Origin of the sequence: Micavibrio aeruginosavorus ARL-13 (assembly GCF_000226315.1) — a bacterium.
GTDB classification, from domain to species: Bacteria; Pseudomonadota; Alphaproteobacteria; order Micavibrionales; family Micavibrionaceae; genus Micavibrio; species Micavibrio aeruginosavorus_B.
The window spans coordinates 283,452-297,848 of record NC_016026.1 but is presented as its reverse complement, the minus strand read 5'-3'; the positions used below and the strand labels follow the sequence as shown (position 1 = coordinate 297,848).

12 protein-coding genes are annotated in these 14,397 nt (G+C 56.1%); 3 read left to right on the top strand and 9 right to left on the bottom strand.

The features are described from left to right. Position 1: 1 nt before the first annotated feature. From phhA to MICA_RS01245, 5 genes are all read right to left on the bottom strand, one after another. A complete protein-coding gene (phhA, locus tag MICA_RS01265; RefSeq protein ID WP_014101840.1) occupies positions 2-898 on the bottom strand; it encodes a phenylalanine 4-monooxygenase in 897 nt (298 codons plus the stop codon). Further along, positions 895-1,584 carry a maleylacetoacetate isomerase gene (maiA, locus tag MICA_RS01260; RefSeq protein ID WP_081463091.1) on the bottom strand — a complete coding sequence of 230 codons (690 nt, stop codon included), beginning with the start codon at positions 1,582-1,584 and terminating at the stop codon, positions 895-897. Before maiA ends, phhA begins: the two co-directional genes overlap by 4 nt. Beyond that, entirely contained in the window at positions 1,584-2,564 is a 981-nt protein-coding gene (locus MICA_RS01255) for a fumarylacetoacetate hydrolase family protein (protein WP_014101838.1), read from the bottom strand. Before MICA_RS01255 ends, maiA begins: the two co-directional genes overlap by 1 nt. Positions 2,565-2,685: 121 nt before the next feature. Next, positions 2,686-3,753, bottom strand: a complete 1,068-nt coding sequence (hppD, locus tag MICA_RS01250; protein WP_014101837.1) for a 4-hydroxyphenylpyruvate dioxygenase — start codon at positions 3,751-3,753, stop codon at positions 2,686-2,688. A gap of 124 nt (positions 3,754-3,877) precedes the next feature. Beyond that, positions 3,878-4,657 carry a hypothetical protein gene (locus MICA_RS01245; RefSeq protein ID WP_014101836.1) on the bottom strand — a complete coding sequence of 260 codons (780 nt, stop codon included), beginning with the start codon at positions 4,655-4,657 and terminating at the stop codon, positions 3,878-3,880. A 133-nt stretch (positions 4,658-4,790) separates the two neighbouring features. On the opposite strand from MICA_RS01245, the gene MICA_RS01240 reads away from it, so the two are divergent. After that, positions 4,791-5,579, top strand: a complete 789-nt coding sequence (locus tag MICA_RS01240) for a 3-hydroxybutyrate dehydrogenase (RefSeq protein WP_014101835.1) — start codon at positions 4,791-4,793, stop codon at positions 5,577-5,579. 42 nt (positions 5,580-5,621) lie between these two features. Here MICA_RS01240 and MICA_RS12210 read toward each other — a convergent pair whose 3' ends face one another. Continuing rightward, positions 5,622-5,795 carry a hypothetical protein gene (locus MICA_RS12210; protein ID WP_187287637.1) on the bottom strand — a complete coding sequence of 58 codons (174 nt, stop codon included), beginning with the start codon at positions 5,793-5,795 and terminating at the stop codon, positions 5,622-5,624. 297 nt (positions 5,796-6,092) lie between these two features. On the opposite strand from MICA_RS12210, the gene MICA_RS01230 reads away from it, so the two are divergent. Further along, positions 6,093-10,952 carry an NAD-glutamate dehydrogenase gene (locus MICA_RS01230; RefSeq protein WP_014101833.1) on the top strand — a complete coding sequence of 1,620 codons (4,860 nt, stop codon included), beginning with the start codon at positions 6,093-6,095 and terminating at the stop codon, positions 10,950-10,952. Between the two features lie 50 nt (positions 10,953-11,002). Here the strand turns inward: MICA_RS01230 and MICA_RS01225 are convergent, their stop codons facing one another. Genes MICA_RS01225 through MICA_RS01215 form a run of 3 tightly spaced genes read right to left on the bottom strand, consistent with a single transcriptional unit; the run spans position 11,003 to position 13,308 of the window. Further along, complete coding sequence (locus MICA_RS01225; RefSeq protein WP_014101832.1) at positions 11,003-11,734, bottom strand: hypothetical protein; 732 nt, start codon at positions 11,732-11,734, stop codon at positions 11,003-11,005. Between the two features lie 58 nt (positions 11,735-11,792). Further along, a complete protein-coding gene (gene ubiA / locus MICA_RS01220; protein ID WP_014101831.1) occupies positions 11,793-12,692 on the bottom strand; it encodes a 4-hydroxybenzoate octaprenyltransferase in 900 nt (299 codons plus the stop codon). Between the two features lie 7 nt (positions 12,693-12,699). Further along, positions 12,700-13,308: a hypothetical protein gene (locus tag MICA_RS01215; RefSeq protein ID WP_014101830.1), complete on the bottom strand. Its 609-nt coding sequence runs from the start codon at positions 13,306-13,308 to the stop codon at positions 12,700-12,702. A 253-nt stretch (positions 13,309-13,561) separates the two neighbouring features. Here MICA_RS01215 and MICA_RS01210 point away from each other — a divergent pair, with 253 nt between their 5' ends. Then, positions 13,562-14,296: a 16S rRNA (uracil(1498)-N(3))-methyltransferase gene (locus MICA_RS01210; RefSeq protein WP_014101829.1), complete on the top strand. Its 735-nt coding sequence runs from the start codon at positions 13,562-13,564 to the stop codon at positions 14,294-14,296. Positions 14,297-14,397: the final 101 nt, after the last annotated feature.

The following is a 14,397-nucleotide window of genomic DNA, read 5'->3' as shown; positions in this document are numbered from 1 at the left end:
TTTACCCTTGCGCTTGCGCCTTGCGTTTTGCAGCTTCGGCGGCATAGACGCCGGTGCCCCGTTGCAGGATCACATCATCCGGCAACAGATCGCCCGGCGCGTATTTCATCGGATTGGCTTTCAGGTCGGCATAGATCGGGCCAAAATCCTGATAGGTCTGTTTGAACAGATCATCAAACGAATCGATGACGAAATAGCTGGTCTGGAAATCATCGATTTTGTATTTCGTCTGCATCACCCGCTTCAGGTTAAAGCCGATTTTGTTCGGTGAATCGCTGTCCGCCGCAAACACGGTTTCGCCGGGGGATGACAGGATGCCCGCACCATAGATGCGCAAACCCTCATCCGTTTTCATCAATCCAAATTCAACCGTGTACCAATACAGACGCGTCAGGTTGGTAATCACCCCTTCACTCATCGCGCGCAGACCACCCTGACCATAGGCCTGGATATAATCGGCGAACACCGGGTGGGCCAGCATCGGCGCATGGCCGAAGACATCGTGGAACACATCGGGTTCTTCCAGATAATCCATCTGGTCACGGCGGCGAATAAACGACCCCGCCGGGAATTTACGATCGGCCAGAAGCTGGAAGAACGGCGCGTCGGGAATCAACCCTTCAACCGCGACAATTTCCCACCCGGTCAGGGCCTTCAATTTTTTATTCAATTCGGTAAAGCGCGGGATCTGCTGGTCCCCAATCCCCAACGCATCCATATTCTGCAAAAATTCCTTGCAGGCGCGGCCCGGCATCAATGTGCGCTGACGTTCATACAACAAGCGCCATGTTTCGTGTTCTTCCGCTGTATAATCGTCCCACCCTTGATCAATCACATATTTCATCGCATCGGCGGCCACGCCGGCGCCCAGCGGATTACCGGAATCATATTCGGTCATATCAAACCTCCTTTAAAATGCGGGCCGTGAATAATTTCTAAATCATCTGGTGCATCGGGTTGCATTTCCGGCGATGCTGTCTGGAACGCGGTCAAGGCCATGCAATTTTCCTCGATATGGCGACAGATCGGGAACTCATCTAACGGCAGATGATACCGGCGCATATTGTACATTTGCGGCACGATGCACAGATCAGCCACACTGACCGCATCACCATTGGCGAATTTACCCGTGCGCCCACAATCCAGCAGCATCGTCTCGACCGCGCGCATCCCATCCAGCGCCCAATGGGCGTACCATTCATTTTTCTGGTCTTCCGATGCGCCAAACATCGTGCCCAGCTTTTTCAAAACCTTCAGGTTTGTCAGCGGGTGGATATCGGTCGCAACCGCCAACGCCACTTGCCGTACATAGGCCTGCCCCTGAATATCATCAATGGGGGACAAAGGCGGGTTGGGCGCGACATTGTCGATATAATTCAAAATGGCCAATGATTGCGACACACGGAACCCATCATGGTCCAACACCGGCACCGCCGCCATCGGGTTGATCAGGCGGTACATGTCCGCAAACTGCTCCCCCTTGGCCAGATGCACGGGCACAATTTCATACTCAACCCCCTTTAAATTCAGGGCAATGCGCACCCGATACGCGGTAGAGGACCGGAAGTAACTATACAGTGTCATCATGATTGACGGGTTACCCTTTGTTCAATCGCGCCGAACACGGACGCGCCCTTGTCATTGATCATTTCAATGCGGATCACATCGCCAAACGCCATGAATGGCGTGGTCATGACCCCGGTTTCGATTTTTTCGATCATGCGTGTTTCGGCCAGGCATGCCACACCGGCCGCGCGGTCACGGTTGGAAATGGTCCCCGACCCGATAATCGCCCCGGCGCGCAAGGGCCGTGTTTTCGCCGCATGGGCCACCAATTGGCCAAAATCAAATTGCATGTCCACGCCGGCATTGGGTTTGCCCACCACACGGCCATTCAGGGTGCAAATCAACGGCAAATGCACTTTGCCCCCCTGCCACGCCGCACCCAATTCATCGGGCGTGACCGCCACGGGGGAGAAGGCGGAGGGCGGCTTGCTCTGGAAAAATCCGAAACCCTTTGCCAATTCGGCGGGGATCAGGTTGCGTAACGACACATCGTTCATCAACATGATCAAACGAATTTGCGCGGCGGCCTCTTCCGGCGTTGCGCCCATCGGCACATCACCGGTAATAACGGCAACTTCACCTTCGAAATCGATACCGTATTCTTCGCTGGTCACCACAATATCGTCGTTGGGAGCCAGAATGGGGTCGGATACGGCCTGATACATCAGTGGGTCATGCAGGAATTCCGGCGGCATTTCGGCACCGCGCGCCTTGCGCACCAATTCGACGTGGTTCAGATACGCACTGCCATCCGCAATCTGGTATGCCCGGGGCAACGGAGCCGAACAATTGCCCGTGTCGAATTTTTCAACATCCTTGACCCGACCGGAATTCAGCGCATCGGACAGGATACGCAAATCTTCCTCAACATCTGCCCAGTGATCGAGCGCATATTGTAGAGTTGGAGCCACATCCGTCGCCGGGGCCCAGACGGAGAGGTCGTTGGCCACAACCATCAACCACCCGTCATGCCCACCTTTATAGGACGCTAGTTTCATTCTTCCTAAACTCTCTTTTTCCTCAGCATTCCCGCGCAAGCGGGAATCCACACCGTACCCACCGCCCCCATGGATCCCCGCTTTCGCGGGGATGCTCAAAATGGATGGCGTCCTCATCTATTTAAGCGTTCGCTGCCTTTTCATCTTTCAATACGCCGCGGCGAATCTGGTCCAGTTCGATGGATTCGAACAGGGCTTTGAAATTACCCTCACCAAATCCTTCATTGCCTTTGCGCTGGATAATCTCAAAGAAGATCGGGCCGATGGCATCACGAGTGAAGATCTGCAGCAACAGCCCCTGCCCTTCCGTCGGCGCACCATCCAGCAGGATATTCAGCGATTTCAGGCGCGCCACATCTTCGCCATGACCCGGCACACGCTTGTCCAGCAATTCGTAATACGTTTCCGGCGTGGATTGGAACGGCACGTTCTGCGCGCGCATCATTTCCACGGTTTTGTAAATGTCGTTGGTGCCCAGCGCGATATGCTGGATCCCTTCGCCGTTATAGCGTTTCAGGAATTCCGCGATCTGGGATTTATCATCCGATGATTCATTCAGCGGAATGCGGATTTTACCGCACGGGCTGGTCATCGCCTTGGATTTCAAGCCGGTCAATTTGCCTTCGATATCAAAGTAACGAATTTCGCGGAAGTTGAAGATGTCTTCATAAAACTTCGCCCACACCGCCATGTTGCCACGATGTACGTTGTGCGTCAGATGGTCGATATAGGTGAAACCAACGCCCGCAGGGTGTTTATCCACGCCCGGATAAAAATCGAAATCACGCTCATACACGCCGTCATTATCGATGAAGTAGATCAGGCATCCGCCAATCCCCTTGATCGCCGGGATATCATCACCCATTGACCCGCCGTGATTTTCAACGCGTTCCGCGCCGCGTTTGACCGCATCGGCAATCGCCTGTTTCGCGTCTTTCACGCGGAAGCCCATGGCGCTGGCACCGGATGTGTGGATCGCCTGAAATTCACCCGGTTGACCCGTGGTGTCATGGTTAATCAGGAAATTCACGCCGCCCTGACGATACAGAACAACATTGCGCGTCTTGTGTTTGGCCACGGCCGTAAAACCGAAATCGGCAAACAGCTTCTCCAGAATTTTCGGCTCGCCCGTGTATTCCACGAATGCAAAGCCATCGGTGTGAAGCGGATTTTCAAAAAGATCGGCCATGATTGTTCTCCCCTGATTATGAATTGTGGGGAGAAGCCTAGGCGATCCATGGCCTGCAATCAATGACTGGCAGCGAATGAGGGTTTAGATGGCACTGCAATATGCCATAAGACAAAACAGGGTTTTACAGAAACGCCAGACAAACAACCCGCTCTTTCGGGTCACCCTGACGTTGTCGAATGGGAGAGGCATGAAGCGTCGGCAAATGCGTTTCCGGCCAATCGCCGCCACGCATCAAACACACATCCCCTGCTTTGGCTTGCCACCCCAGATGGGCCGGAATGGCCGCGCCACCGACACCCATATCGTCATCGTGCATATCCGAAACCTGACGCCAGACCATCTGGCCATTCGACCCGCGGGACCGTTCCAATTCATTCCGTGATACTTCGCGCACGATCGTTCCGCCACCACGCAGGGCCATGGTCAACGTCACCGCACCGGGCAACGGCGCATCCTTGACCAGATCGGGGTTGATGAATTCATACCCGCTATCCAGATGGGCATTGGCGTTATCGCCATCAGCCACGCGCACATACATGGCAGGATCGGAATGAAACAGCCCATTCATGGCGGTCAGCAGGTCGGTGACATCATGCCCCGCCACACGGTTGAAATCATCGCGGGCATAGACATCCTGCGTGCCCTCTCTGGCGCGCATCACGGCAAAGCGTCCATCAGGCAAGCGGCCCAATTCATCGCGGTTGGGGGACATGGTTTTCAGCAAACTGGCCGCCCGGTCAGCCGATTGATCCGCCGTTGCGCTGTCCCGCACCACCACCACGGCCTGATAGGCCGGGTCGAGCAAGGCATCGCGCGCCGCCTTCATCGCGGCGGCCAGATCGACCCGGCCATCGAAAACGGCAATAAAATCAGGATGTTGATCCAAGGAAATCTGTTTCATAGCCCTTAATTTACCCAAGATTTTGCATTATGTCAAATATATGGGCAGCAGGCTCACACCCCCCTTGCCCGTCATCGGCCGCCGTTTTACCCTTCCCCCCGACACCTTCGCAACCGCACCAAAGGATACGCCCATGACCAGCCTCGCCGGAAAAACCGCCCTGATTACCGGATCGACCAGTGGCATCGGATTGGGCATTGCACAGGCCATGGCCGCCGCCGGGGCCAACGTGGTGTTGAACGGACTGGGCGATACGGCGGAGATTGAAAAAATCCGGCTGGGGCTGGAGAAGGATCACGGCATCCGCGCACTCTATCACGGGGCCGACATGACCAAGCCGGAGCAGATCCGCGACATGTGCGAAAAATCCATCGGTGTATTTGGCGCGATTGATATTCTGGTCAACAATGCCGGCATCCAACATGTCAGCCCGATTGATGAATTCCCCGAAGATAAATGGAACGCCATCATCGCCATCAATTTGAACAGCGCGTTCCACACGACCAAAGCCTGCCTGCCCGGCATGAAGAAAAAGGGCTGGGGCCGCGTGATCAACATTGCCTCCGCCCACGGCCTTGTCGCATCACCGTTTAAAAGTGCTTATATCGCCGCCAAACACGGGCTGGTCGGCATGACGAAAACGATTGCGCTGGAAACCGCAACGGACAACATCACCTGCAACGCCATTTGCCCGGGCTATGTCCTGACGCCACTGGTGCAAAACCAGATCAAGGATCAGGCCAAGGTCCACAACCTGCCCGAAAGCGAAGTGGTCGAGAAAATCATGCTGACCCCGCAGCCGACGAAGAAATTTGTTGAGGTGGAACAGTTGGGCGCGCTGTCCGTGTTCCTGTGTTCCGATGCCGCATCCAACATCACCGGCACATCATTGCCCGTCGATGGCGGATGGACGGCCCGATAAAAAAGCCCCCGGTTAGGGGCTTTTTTATTCTCAAAATCAATCTTAGTTCAAACCATACGGCTCAAACGATTCATGGCCTTGACGCTTCGGCTGGCGCGGATATTGGCATTCGCGGGTGGCATCCGTTTGTGCGGCGCTTTCGACGCGATCCGGGCCCACGGCGGCGCGGGAAAAATCCATACCGGTGGTGTCTGGTTTCTTGGTTTTCGTGGTCATGTTTTTATCCTTCGCTCTGTTCAACGGGCTTTTTATAACGGTGTTCAAACTACGCCTTTTCCCATAAATCGTCAATTTTCACACCTTGTGCGGCGCACACCAAACAAACACCACACAAGACCTTGAAAAATAAAAGAAATAATTCATCATGATCCCGCTACACAGTGCATGCCCCCTGTGCGTTCGCAACATGGGTGCAGGCTTGCCGCGCCCGACATTTCGGCCTAGTTTGCCGCCAGAACAGACTGCGTAATATAGAGTACCCCCCTCACCAGCATCATGGATGTATGTGACACTATGGCCAAAGCCCCTGCCCCGACGAAACTCCACCCCCTCATCACCAAAGCTGTCAATGCGTTGCCGCCGAAGGCGCCGCAGGCCCTGAAGGACTTCACCGAAGTTCTGTTCCAGCGTACGTCGAAAGACGATCTGGAGATGATGGACCCGAAGAACATGGCGCTGGCCGCGCAACTGCATTTCGACATGATGAATGCGCGCAAAGTGGGCAAGCCGGATATCCGCATCACCAACCCGACGATCAAGAAAGACGGCTGGGCCCCCGGTTGCACCGTGATCGACATCGTCAATGATGACATGGCGTTTCTGGTCGATTCCGTCACCGCCGAAATCACGCACCAGGCCCAGATCATCACATTGCTGGTCCACCCGGTGATTCAAGTCCGCCGCAATGCCAGTGGCAAAGTCACATCCGTATCCGCCACGCCGGATGATACGACACAGGGCCAGTCCCACATCCATATCCACCTGAACCGCACGTTAAGCGACGCGCAGATTAAAACACTGCACGAGCGTCTGGAACAGATTCTGGTCGACACCCGTTTTGCCACCGGTGACTGGCAGAAAATGCGCAGCAAATTGCGCGATTGTGAAAACGCGCTCAGCCACGCCCCGGCCCATTTCGCCGACGACGCGGTCGAGGATTACCAAGGCTTCCTTGAATATCTGTACAAGGACAATTTCACCCTGCTCGGCTACCGCGAATATGCGTATGCCAAAGACAAGAATGGCAAGATGGTGGCCAAGGCTGTGCCGGGTTCGCATCTGGGCCTGCTGCGCACGGAAGTGAAAACCAACATTTTCCCGGAAGGGCGCGAAACCCTGCCCCAGCATCTGGCCGAGCTGCATAAAAATGACGAACCCTTGCTGGTCTTTAAAATCCATCGCAAATCCACCGTTCACCGTCGTGTGAACATGGATGCCATCATGGTCCGCTTGTATGACAAGGGCGGCAAGATCAAGGGCGAAGCGTTGTTCGTCGGCCTGTTCACGTCCGTGACCTATTCCCGGTCCATCCGCGACATCCCGTATTTGAGCCGCAAAACCCACATGGTCACCGACCGGTCCCATTTCGCCAGCGGCAGCCACAACCACAAGGCCCTGGCCCATATTCTGGAGAAATATCCGCGCGACGAATTGTTCCAGATCGACGTGGACACGCTCTATGACTACGCCCTGTCCATGCTGCGTCTGCAAAAACGCCAGCGTATTGCGCTATACACCCGTCTGGATACGTTCAGCAGGTATGTATCGTGCCTGGTTTACGTTCCGCGCGAATTGTATGACACGACATTGCGGATGCGCATGCAATCCATTCTGGAAGAACGGCTGAACGGCACATGCGACGATTATTACGCCAGCCTGGACGATTCACCGCTGGCCCGCGTGATGTATGTCATCACCATTGATCCGAAGAAAAAGCCCACCTTTGACCGTCTGGCGATTGAACATGAATTGCAGGAAGCCGGGCGGTCATGGGCGGAACGCCTGAATGTGGCCTTTGCCGAAAAACTGCACGAAGATGCGGAGATCGCACACCTGACCGAAAAATATGGCCGCGCGTTCCCCAGTGCGTACCGCGAAACCTATATCCCGAAAAGCTGCGTTCACGACGTCTTCAAGATTGAGGAAGCGTTGTCGACCGGCATTCTGGCCCGTGACCTGTACCGGTCACACGGTTTGCCCGATAACGAACTGCGCCTGAAGCTGTATCGCGCGGACAAGCCTGTCATCCTGTCCGATATTCTGCCGATGCTGGAGAATATGGGTCTGCGCGTGATTGCCGAATTGCCATTCGAAGTCCGCCCACATGGCACCGACACCGCCATCTGGATTCACGATTTCCAAATGGAAACAACCGGTCCGGTGATGGCGATTGATAAAATCAACACGCCGTTTGAGGAAGCCCTGATCCGTATCTGGAATCGGGAAACGGAAGATGACAGCTTGAACCGTCTGGTGGTCTCCGCCGCCATGAACTGGCGCGAAGTCACCATCCTGCGCACCTATGTTCGCTATATGCGACAGGCGGGCGTCACGTACTCCAACCGCTTCCTTGAGCGGGCATTGACCGATTATCCGGTGATTGCCCGTTTGCTGGTCGATTTGTTCATGGCGCGCCTGAACCCGGCCCAAAACAAAACCGGGCAAAAAGACGGCGATGCCGCATTGGACAAGATCAACAAGGCGATTGAAAAAGAACTCAACGCCGTGAAGTCGCTGGATCAGGATAAAATCCTGCGCTCTTTCACTACGATGATCAACGCGACCCTGCGCACCAACTTCTTCCAGAAGGGTGCGGATGGCCAGCCAAAGCCTTATCTATCCATCAAGCTGGACAGCGGCCAGATCGCTGACCTGCCGGACCCGAAACCGTTCCGCGAAATTTTCGTTTATTCCGTGCGAATGGAGGGGATTCATTTGCGCGGCGACCGCATTGCGCGCGGCGGTATCCGCTGGTCCGACCGACCGGAAGATTTCCGCACCGAAGTGCTGGGCTTGATGAAAGCCCAACAGGTGAAAAACGCGATTATCGTGCCAATGGGCGCGAAGGGCGGCTTCGTCGTCAAGAACCCGCCCACCACGGGCGGGCGTGAAGCATTCATGGCCGAAGGGATCGAATGCTACAAAATGCTGATCCGTGGCATGCTGGACATCACCGACAATCTGAAGGGCCACAAGGTCGTTCCGCCCAAGGACGTCGTGCGCCGTGACGGGGATGACCCGTATATCGTCGCCGCCGCCGACAAGGGCACGGCCACCTTCTCCGACCTCGCCAACAGCCTGTCCGCTGAATATGGCTTCTGGCTCGGTGATGCGTTCGCGTCGGGTGGTTCTGCTGGCTATGACCACAAGAAAATGGGCATCACGGCCCGTGGTGCGTGGGAATCGGTGAAGCGCCATTTCCGCGAACTGGGCACGAATATTCAGGAAACGCCGTTCGACGTCATTGGCGTCGGCGATATGGGTGGCGACGTGTTCGGCAACGGTATGTTGTTGTCCCCGTATATCCGCCTGATCGGTGCGTTCAACCACGTTCACATTTTCTGCGACCCAAACCCGGATATCGCGAAAAGCTTTGCCGAGCGCAAACGCCTGTTCGACGCCGTCAAGGGCTGGGACGGGTATGATGAAAAGCTGTTGTCCAAAGGGGGCCGTATTTACAGCCGCGCGGACAAGAGCCTGAAACTCACCCCGGAAATCATGGCCCAATACGGCATTGAGAAAAGCGAAGTATCCCCCCCGGACCTGATCCGCGCCATGTTGAAAAAACAGGTCGATCTGCTCTGGTTCGGCGGGATTGGCACGTATGTAAAGGCGCCGCACGAAACCCATGCCGATGTGGGCGACAAGGCCAACGATGCGCTGCGCGTCAATACATCCGACATCCGTGCCCGCGTGATTGGCGAAGGTGCCAACCTTGGCGTGACCCAAGCGGCCCGGAATGATCTGGCCCGCCGTGGCGTGCGTTTGAACGCGGACTTTATCGACAACTCCGGTGGCGTGAATTCGTCGGACGTCGAGGTGAACATCAAAATTTTGATGACCGCCGTGATGCACGACGAAGCCAACACAATGACCCTGGCCAAGCGTAATACATTGCTGGCCAGCATGACGGATGAGGTGGCCAATCTGGTCCTGCGCAACAACTATCAGCAAACGCAGGGCATCAGCCTGATGGCCCATCGCGCATCCGACACCTTTACAACGGATGTGCAGTTTATCCGCGATCTGGAACGTGATCACGGTTTGAACCGTGCCCTGGAACATCTGCCGGATGAAGAAGAAATTGAACGTCGTCGGTCCACGGGCATGGGCCTGTTGCGGCCTGAACTCTGCACCCTGCAATCCTATGCGAAAATTATGTTTACGCGGGAATTGCTGGATTCGGACGTCCCGGATGAAAAGGCCACGCATATCTGGCTGTCTGATTACTTCCCCGCCGCCCTGCGGAAGAAGTTTGACGCCGAGATCCGCAAGCACCGCCTGAAGCGCGAAATTGTTGCCACGGCGATTGCGAATGGCGTGGTCAACCGTCTGGGTGCGACGTTCGTTAAATCCAAAATGGATTCGACCAGCGCATCGGCCGCCGATGTGGCCCGTTCCTATATCATCGTGCGGGAAATCTTTGGCCTGCGCGATATGTGGGATGCGATTGAAGCGCTGGACAACAAAGTCCCGGCGGATATTCAAACCAGCATGCTGGCCGATCTGGCGTATATGGCCGATCACTCCGTGACATGGATGCTGACCCGTTTGGGCCGCCGCCCGAATATTGATGCGGACATCGCCAGCTTCACCCCGCGCGTCAAAGCCTTGCGCGATGCGGTTGAGGATATCGCCACCCCAGCCATGCTGGAGACGATGAAGGCGCGGATGGAGGCATTGAAAGCCTCCGGTGTTCCGGCGTCATTGGCCCGCAACATTGCCATGATCCCGGTTCTGGATTCGGCCTGTGACATCATCCGTATCACGCTGGACGGTAAAACCGACCCGATCCAGACGGCGAAGGCCTATTTCGAGGCTGGCGAGCATTTCCACATCGACTGGCTGCGCCAGCGCGCGGACGAGATCGAAGTACGCGACCGCTGGACCCACGAAGCCCGTGGCGGATTGATCGAACGCCTGTTCAGTGTGCAGGCCGCCATTACCCTGCGCATCCTGAAGGATTCAGTGAAGGCCAATGCCAAGAAGGGGGCCAAAGATTCATTGCTGCAGCAATGGCTGGCCCAGCACGCAGACAAGGCGGAACAAATCACGCCACTGCTGGCCACCCTGCAACAAGGCGGCGCGGTGGACATTCCCCGCCTGATGATCGCGGAACAACGTTTGAGCCATCTGGCCAGCGCCGCGGATTAAAATCAAAATAAAAAACCCCGCCAATCGGCGGGGTTTTTTTAAATGCTGTTTTATATTTTTGGCGTCATCAACCCAACCCGGTTGCTTTCACCCCGCATGGCGGCGACGATGGCGCGGGCTTCCATCAATTCGTCGCGCGATGTCACTGCGCGGCTGGTAATGCGGATGGAATGAACCGGGCCCATATCCTGTTCGGTCACGTTTCCATCCTGACCCAGCAGGGCGGCCTTCAGCGGGTTCAAAACCCAATCGCGCACGCGGTCCTTCAGGCAGGCATAATGGCGCAGAGCCGGGGCACGGTCGATCATGGCGGCACGACCTGCGATATCACGCGACAGGAATCCACCGACCAACGCCGATTTCGGCAGGGTGCTCATCATCGTCGTGCAATCATCCAGTGCCCGGTCCGTGTCGGCGATCAGATCATCAATTTCATCCCGGCCCGGCACAGGGGCCAGGCTGGCCATGTCGAACAATTCACGCACGCGCAGGGCCACGGGCGGCAATTCAAACGGATCGGAAAAATACGGCATCAACACCGGGGCCAGCGGCGGGTGTTCCAGAATGGCGCGGGCCAGCATAATATCCTCCACCCCCAGATCGAGGCGGTCAAAACCCTGCCATGACAAAGTTTGCATGACATTGCCATCTTGCGTGTTCTGGCGAATCACATCGACGTTCAAAACGCGGTGTGCCTGCATCGACACGGCCTCAACCCGGGCGCGGAACGCGTCGGACAGGCGGTAAATATCGGATGATGGGGCGTAAATCTGGCTCGGCACGGCTTTTCTCCCTGTATTTTTTTACAAGGATCGCACACACCGCAGGATTTGTGAAGGGTTAGAGAAGCGTGGCCAGCCCCACCGCCGCCAGAACCAATAATCCAAAATCGCGGTTGGAGCGAAAGAATTTCAAACTGCTGGCCGGGTCATTCATATCCCAATCCCTCACCTGCCAGGCAAGGTGCATCGCAGCAGGAATGAGCGTCACAATCCCCCACACCGATCCAATCGCCGCCGCGAGCAGGATCAGGGTCAGCGTATAAAACCCGGCGATCCAGATGCGGCTTTTTTTACCCAGAAACAACGCCGTGGATTTAATGCCGATACGCGCATCATCTTCCTTGTCCTGATGGGCATAAATCGTGTCGTACCCCAGCGTCCAGAAGAATCCGGCGGCATACAGATACAACGCCGCCATATCCACCGCGCCCGTGACCGCAGCCCACCCCATCAGCGCGCCGAAATTAAAGGTCAGCCCCAAAAACGCCTGCGGCCACCATGTAATGCGTTTCATGGCCGGGTAAACGACGATAAACGCCACCGACAACACACCCAGCAAAATGGCCGTGATGTTCAGTTCCAGCAAAATCATCAACCCGATGCTGAGCAACACGCCCAGCAACACACACGCCGCCGGAACCGAGACCGCGCCCGACGCCAATGGCCGCTGGGCCGTGCGCTCCACCCTGGCATCCAGCTTGCGATCCCACAGATCGTTGATCACACACCCCGCCCCGCGCATGACAATCGCGCCGATGGCGAACAGGACAATCAATTTCCAGTCATAGGGATTCATGGCAGGCACCCCACCCGCCGCCAGCACAATCGCCCACCAGCCGGGCAACAGCAACAACCACGTCCCGATCGGCCGGTCCAGCCGCATCAGTAAGGCATAGGGGCGCATAAATCCCGGAAGGTATGCGGTCCAGCCTTGGGTACGAATGTCGGTGTGGGTCATGGGTGTCTCAGGATGGGTTGTGATTAAGCGGGCAAATGGCTTCGCTTCTGATACGCGCCGCCTTGTCCTTACAATCGGCATAAACCGCTTCAAAATGCGCGCGGGACTTTAAACCGGCATCTTTGTAAATCTGATCCTGCGACGGACTTATCCCGCCCGCGCACATGCATCGATACACGTTGTTCACAAAATCCCAGTCACCATATTGGACGGCCATTTGCACACCGCCCGTTTCGACCATCATCAGCGCCCCCAGAACAGCTTCACGACATTCCATGTCGAATACCTGTTTTGTAATGCCCAACGCCGCAAAACCGGCATCCGATGACACATCCGCACCAAGCAACACCAACACCTCATGCACGTTGCCAAGCTGGGCCAGCAACATTCCCCGGCCTAAGACGCTGTTTTTCTTTTCCAGCGCAACAACATCGTCCATCGACGCATCCCACGTTGCCACGGCCGCCGCTAACGCGCATTTGTTAAATTCACGCTTGGTCACACCCAACACACGGTGCGCTTTGTCCATCGCTACACCCTCCGCATCCAGATGACCCAATACGGTCATAAAGGCGGCCCGGTATTCGCGCATGGCTTTGACGGATTCTTTGGTCATGGTTTTTATCCTAAATTTTTTAACGAATGACGCTTACAAACCAATTCTCACAAAATATGTCAACAGCCCTCTCCCACAAGGAGGAAATCCCTTCTTCTCCCCCTCCCACGAGGGAGGGGGCTGGGGGGAGGGGCTCAGAGTATTAAAGTCATCACCACCACCTTATCCCCCCACCCCAACCCTCCCCCTCTGGGGGAGGGAGCGCATGATAGGGCGATAGACAACCACCCGGCTTTCATGGTGATATCCATTTATGACACCCGATTTCAAAAAATGGCCGCGTTTGTTTCTGGATGCTGCGCTCAGCGCCGGGGCGGAGGTCCCGCTGTCGCCGGATCAAACGCATTATTTTAAAACCGTAATGCGCCGCAAGGATGGTGATTCCGTGCGTGTGTTCAATGGCCGCGACGGGGAATGGGCCTCAACCTTTCATGCCATCGGCAAACGCGATGGCGCGTTGCATGTCGCCGATTTGTTGATCCCGCAAACACCGGCCCCGGCCCCGGCCCATTTGTTCTTCGCCCCGATCAAGAAGGCGCGGATGGACATGCTGATTGAAAAGGCGGTTGAATTGGGCGTCACCGACCTGCACCCCGTTCTGACACGCAATACCGAAGTCCGCGATGTGAATGATGAACGGCTGCGCGCACAGATTATCGAAGCCAGTGAACAATGCGAGCGGATGGATATTCCCACCCTGCACCCGTTGATCGCATTGGACCGCGTGCCGGGGGCATGGTCTCATGACACACCGATTTTCGCCGCACTGGAGCGGCAGGGTGATACGCCGGACCTGCAAAATCTTTTGAGCAACCGCAGCAGCTTCGCCCTCCTGATCGGACCCGAGGGCGGATTTACGACAGAAGAAGCAACAATCTTGCGCAAAACCACCCCCTTCACCCCGGTCTCACTGGGCTCCAGCATCTTGCGCAGCGAAACGGCCGCCCTTTATGGCTTATCCCTGTGGCGCGGACGCGCCACACTTTAAATATACAATGGGGCGCGGGCATTAATTTTGGCCTGAAGGGTTGCATTCCCCGCCCCACTTGCCCTAACGTCCCTGCATTCCGGGCCCAGCCTATAAAGAGG

Bases quoted from the DNA above. Each gene is read 5' to 3' on its own strand.
- phhA (WP_014101840.1), bottom strand. From the start codon at position 898: ATGACCGAATATGATTCCGGTAATCCGCTGGGCGCCGGCGTGGCCGCC.
- maiA (WP_081463091.1), bottom strand. From the start codon at position 1,584: ATGACACTGTATAGTTACTTCCGGTCCTCTACCGCGTATCGGGTGCGC.
- MICA_RS01255 (WP_014101838.1), bottom strand. From the start codon at position 2,564: ATGAAACTAGCGTCCTATAAAGGTGGGCATGACGGGTGGTTGATGGTT.
- hppD (WP_014101837.1), bottom strand. From the start codon at position 3,753: ATGGCCGATCTTTTTGAAAATCCGCTTCACACCGATGGCTTTGCATTC.
- MICA_RS01245 (WP_014101836.1), bottom strand. From the start codon at position 4,657: ATGAAACAGATTTCCTTGGATCAACATCCTGATTTTATTGCCGTTTTC.
- MICA_RS01240 (WP_014101835.1), top strand. From the start codon at position 4,791: ATGACCAGCCTCGCCGGAAAAACCGCCCTGATTACCGGATCGACCAGT.
- MICA_RS12210 (WP_187287637.1), bottom strand. From the start codon at position 5,795: ATGACCACGAAAACCAAGAAACCAGACACCACCGGTATGGATTTTTCC.
- MICA_RS01230 (WP_014101833.1), top strand. From the start codon at position 6,093: ATGGCCAAAGCCCCTGCCCCGACGAAACTCCACCCCCTCATCACCAAA.
- ubiA (WP_014101831.1), bottom strand. From the start codon at position 12,692: ATGACCCACACCGACATTCGTACCCAAGGCTGGACCGCATACCTTCCG.
- MICA_RS01215 (WP_014101830.1), bottom strand. From the start codon at position 13,308: ATGACCAAAGAATCCGTCAAAGCCATGCGCGAATACCGGGCCGCCTTT.
- MICA_RS01210 (WP_014101829.1), top strand. From the start codon at position 13,562: ATGACACCCGATTTCAAAAAATGGCCGCGTTTGTTTCTGGATGCTGCG.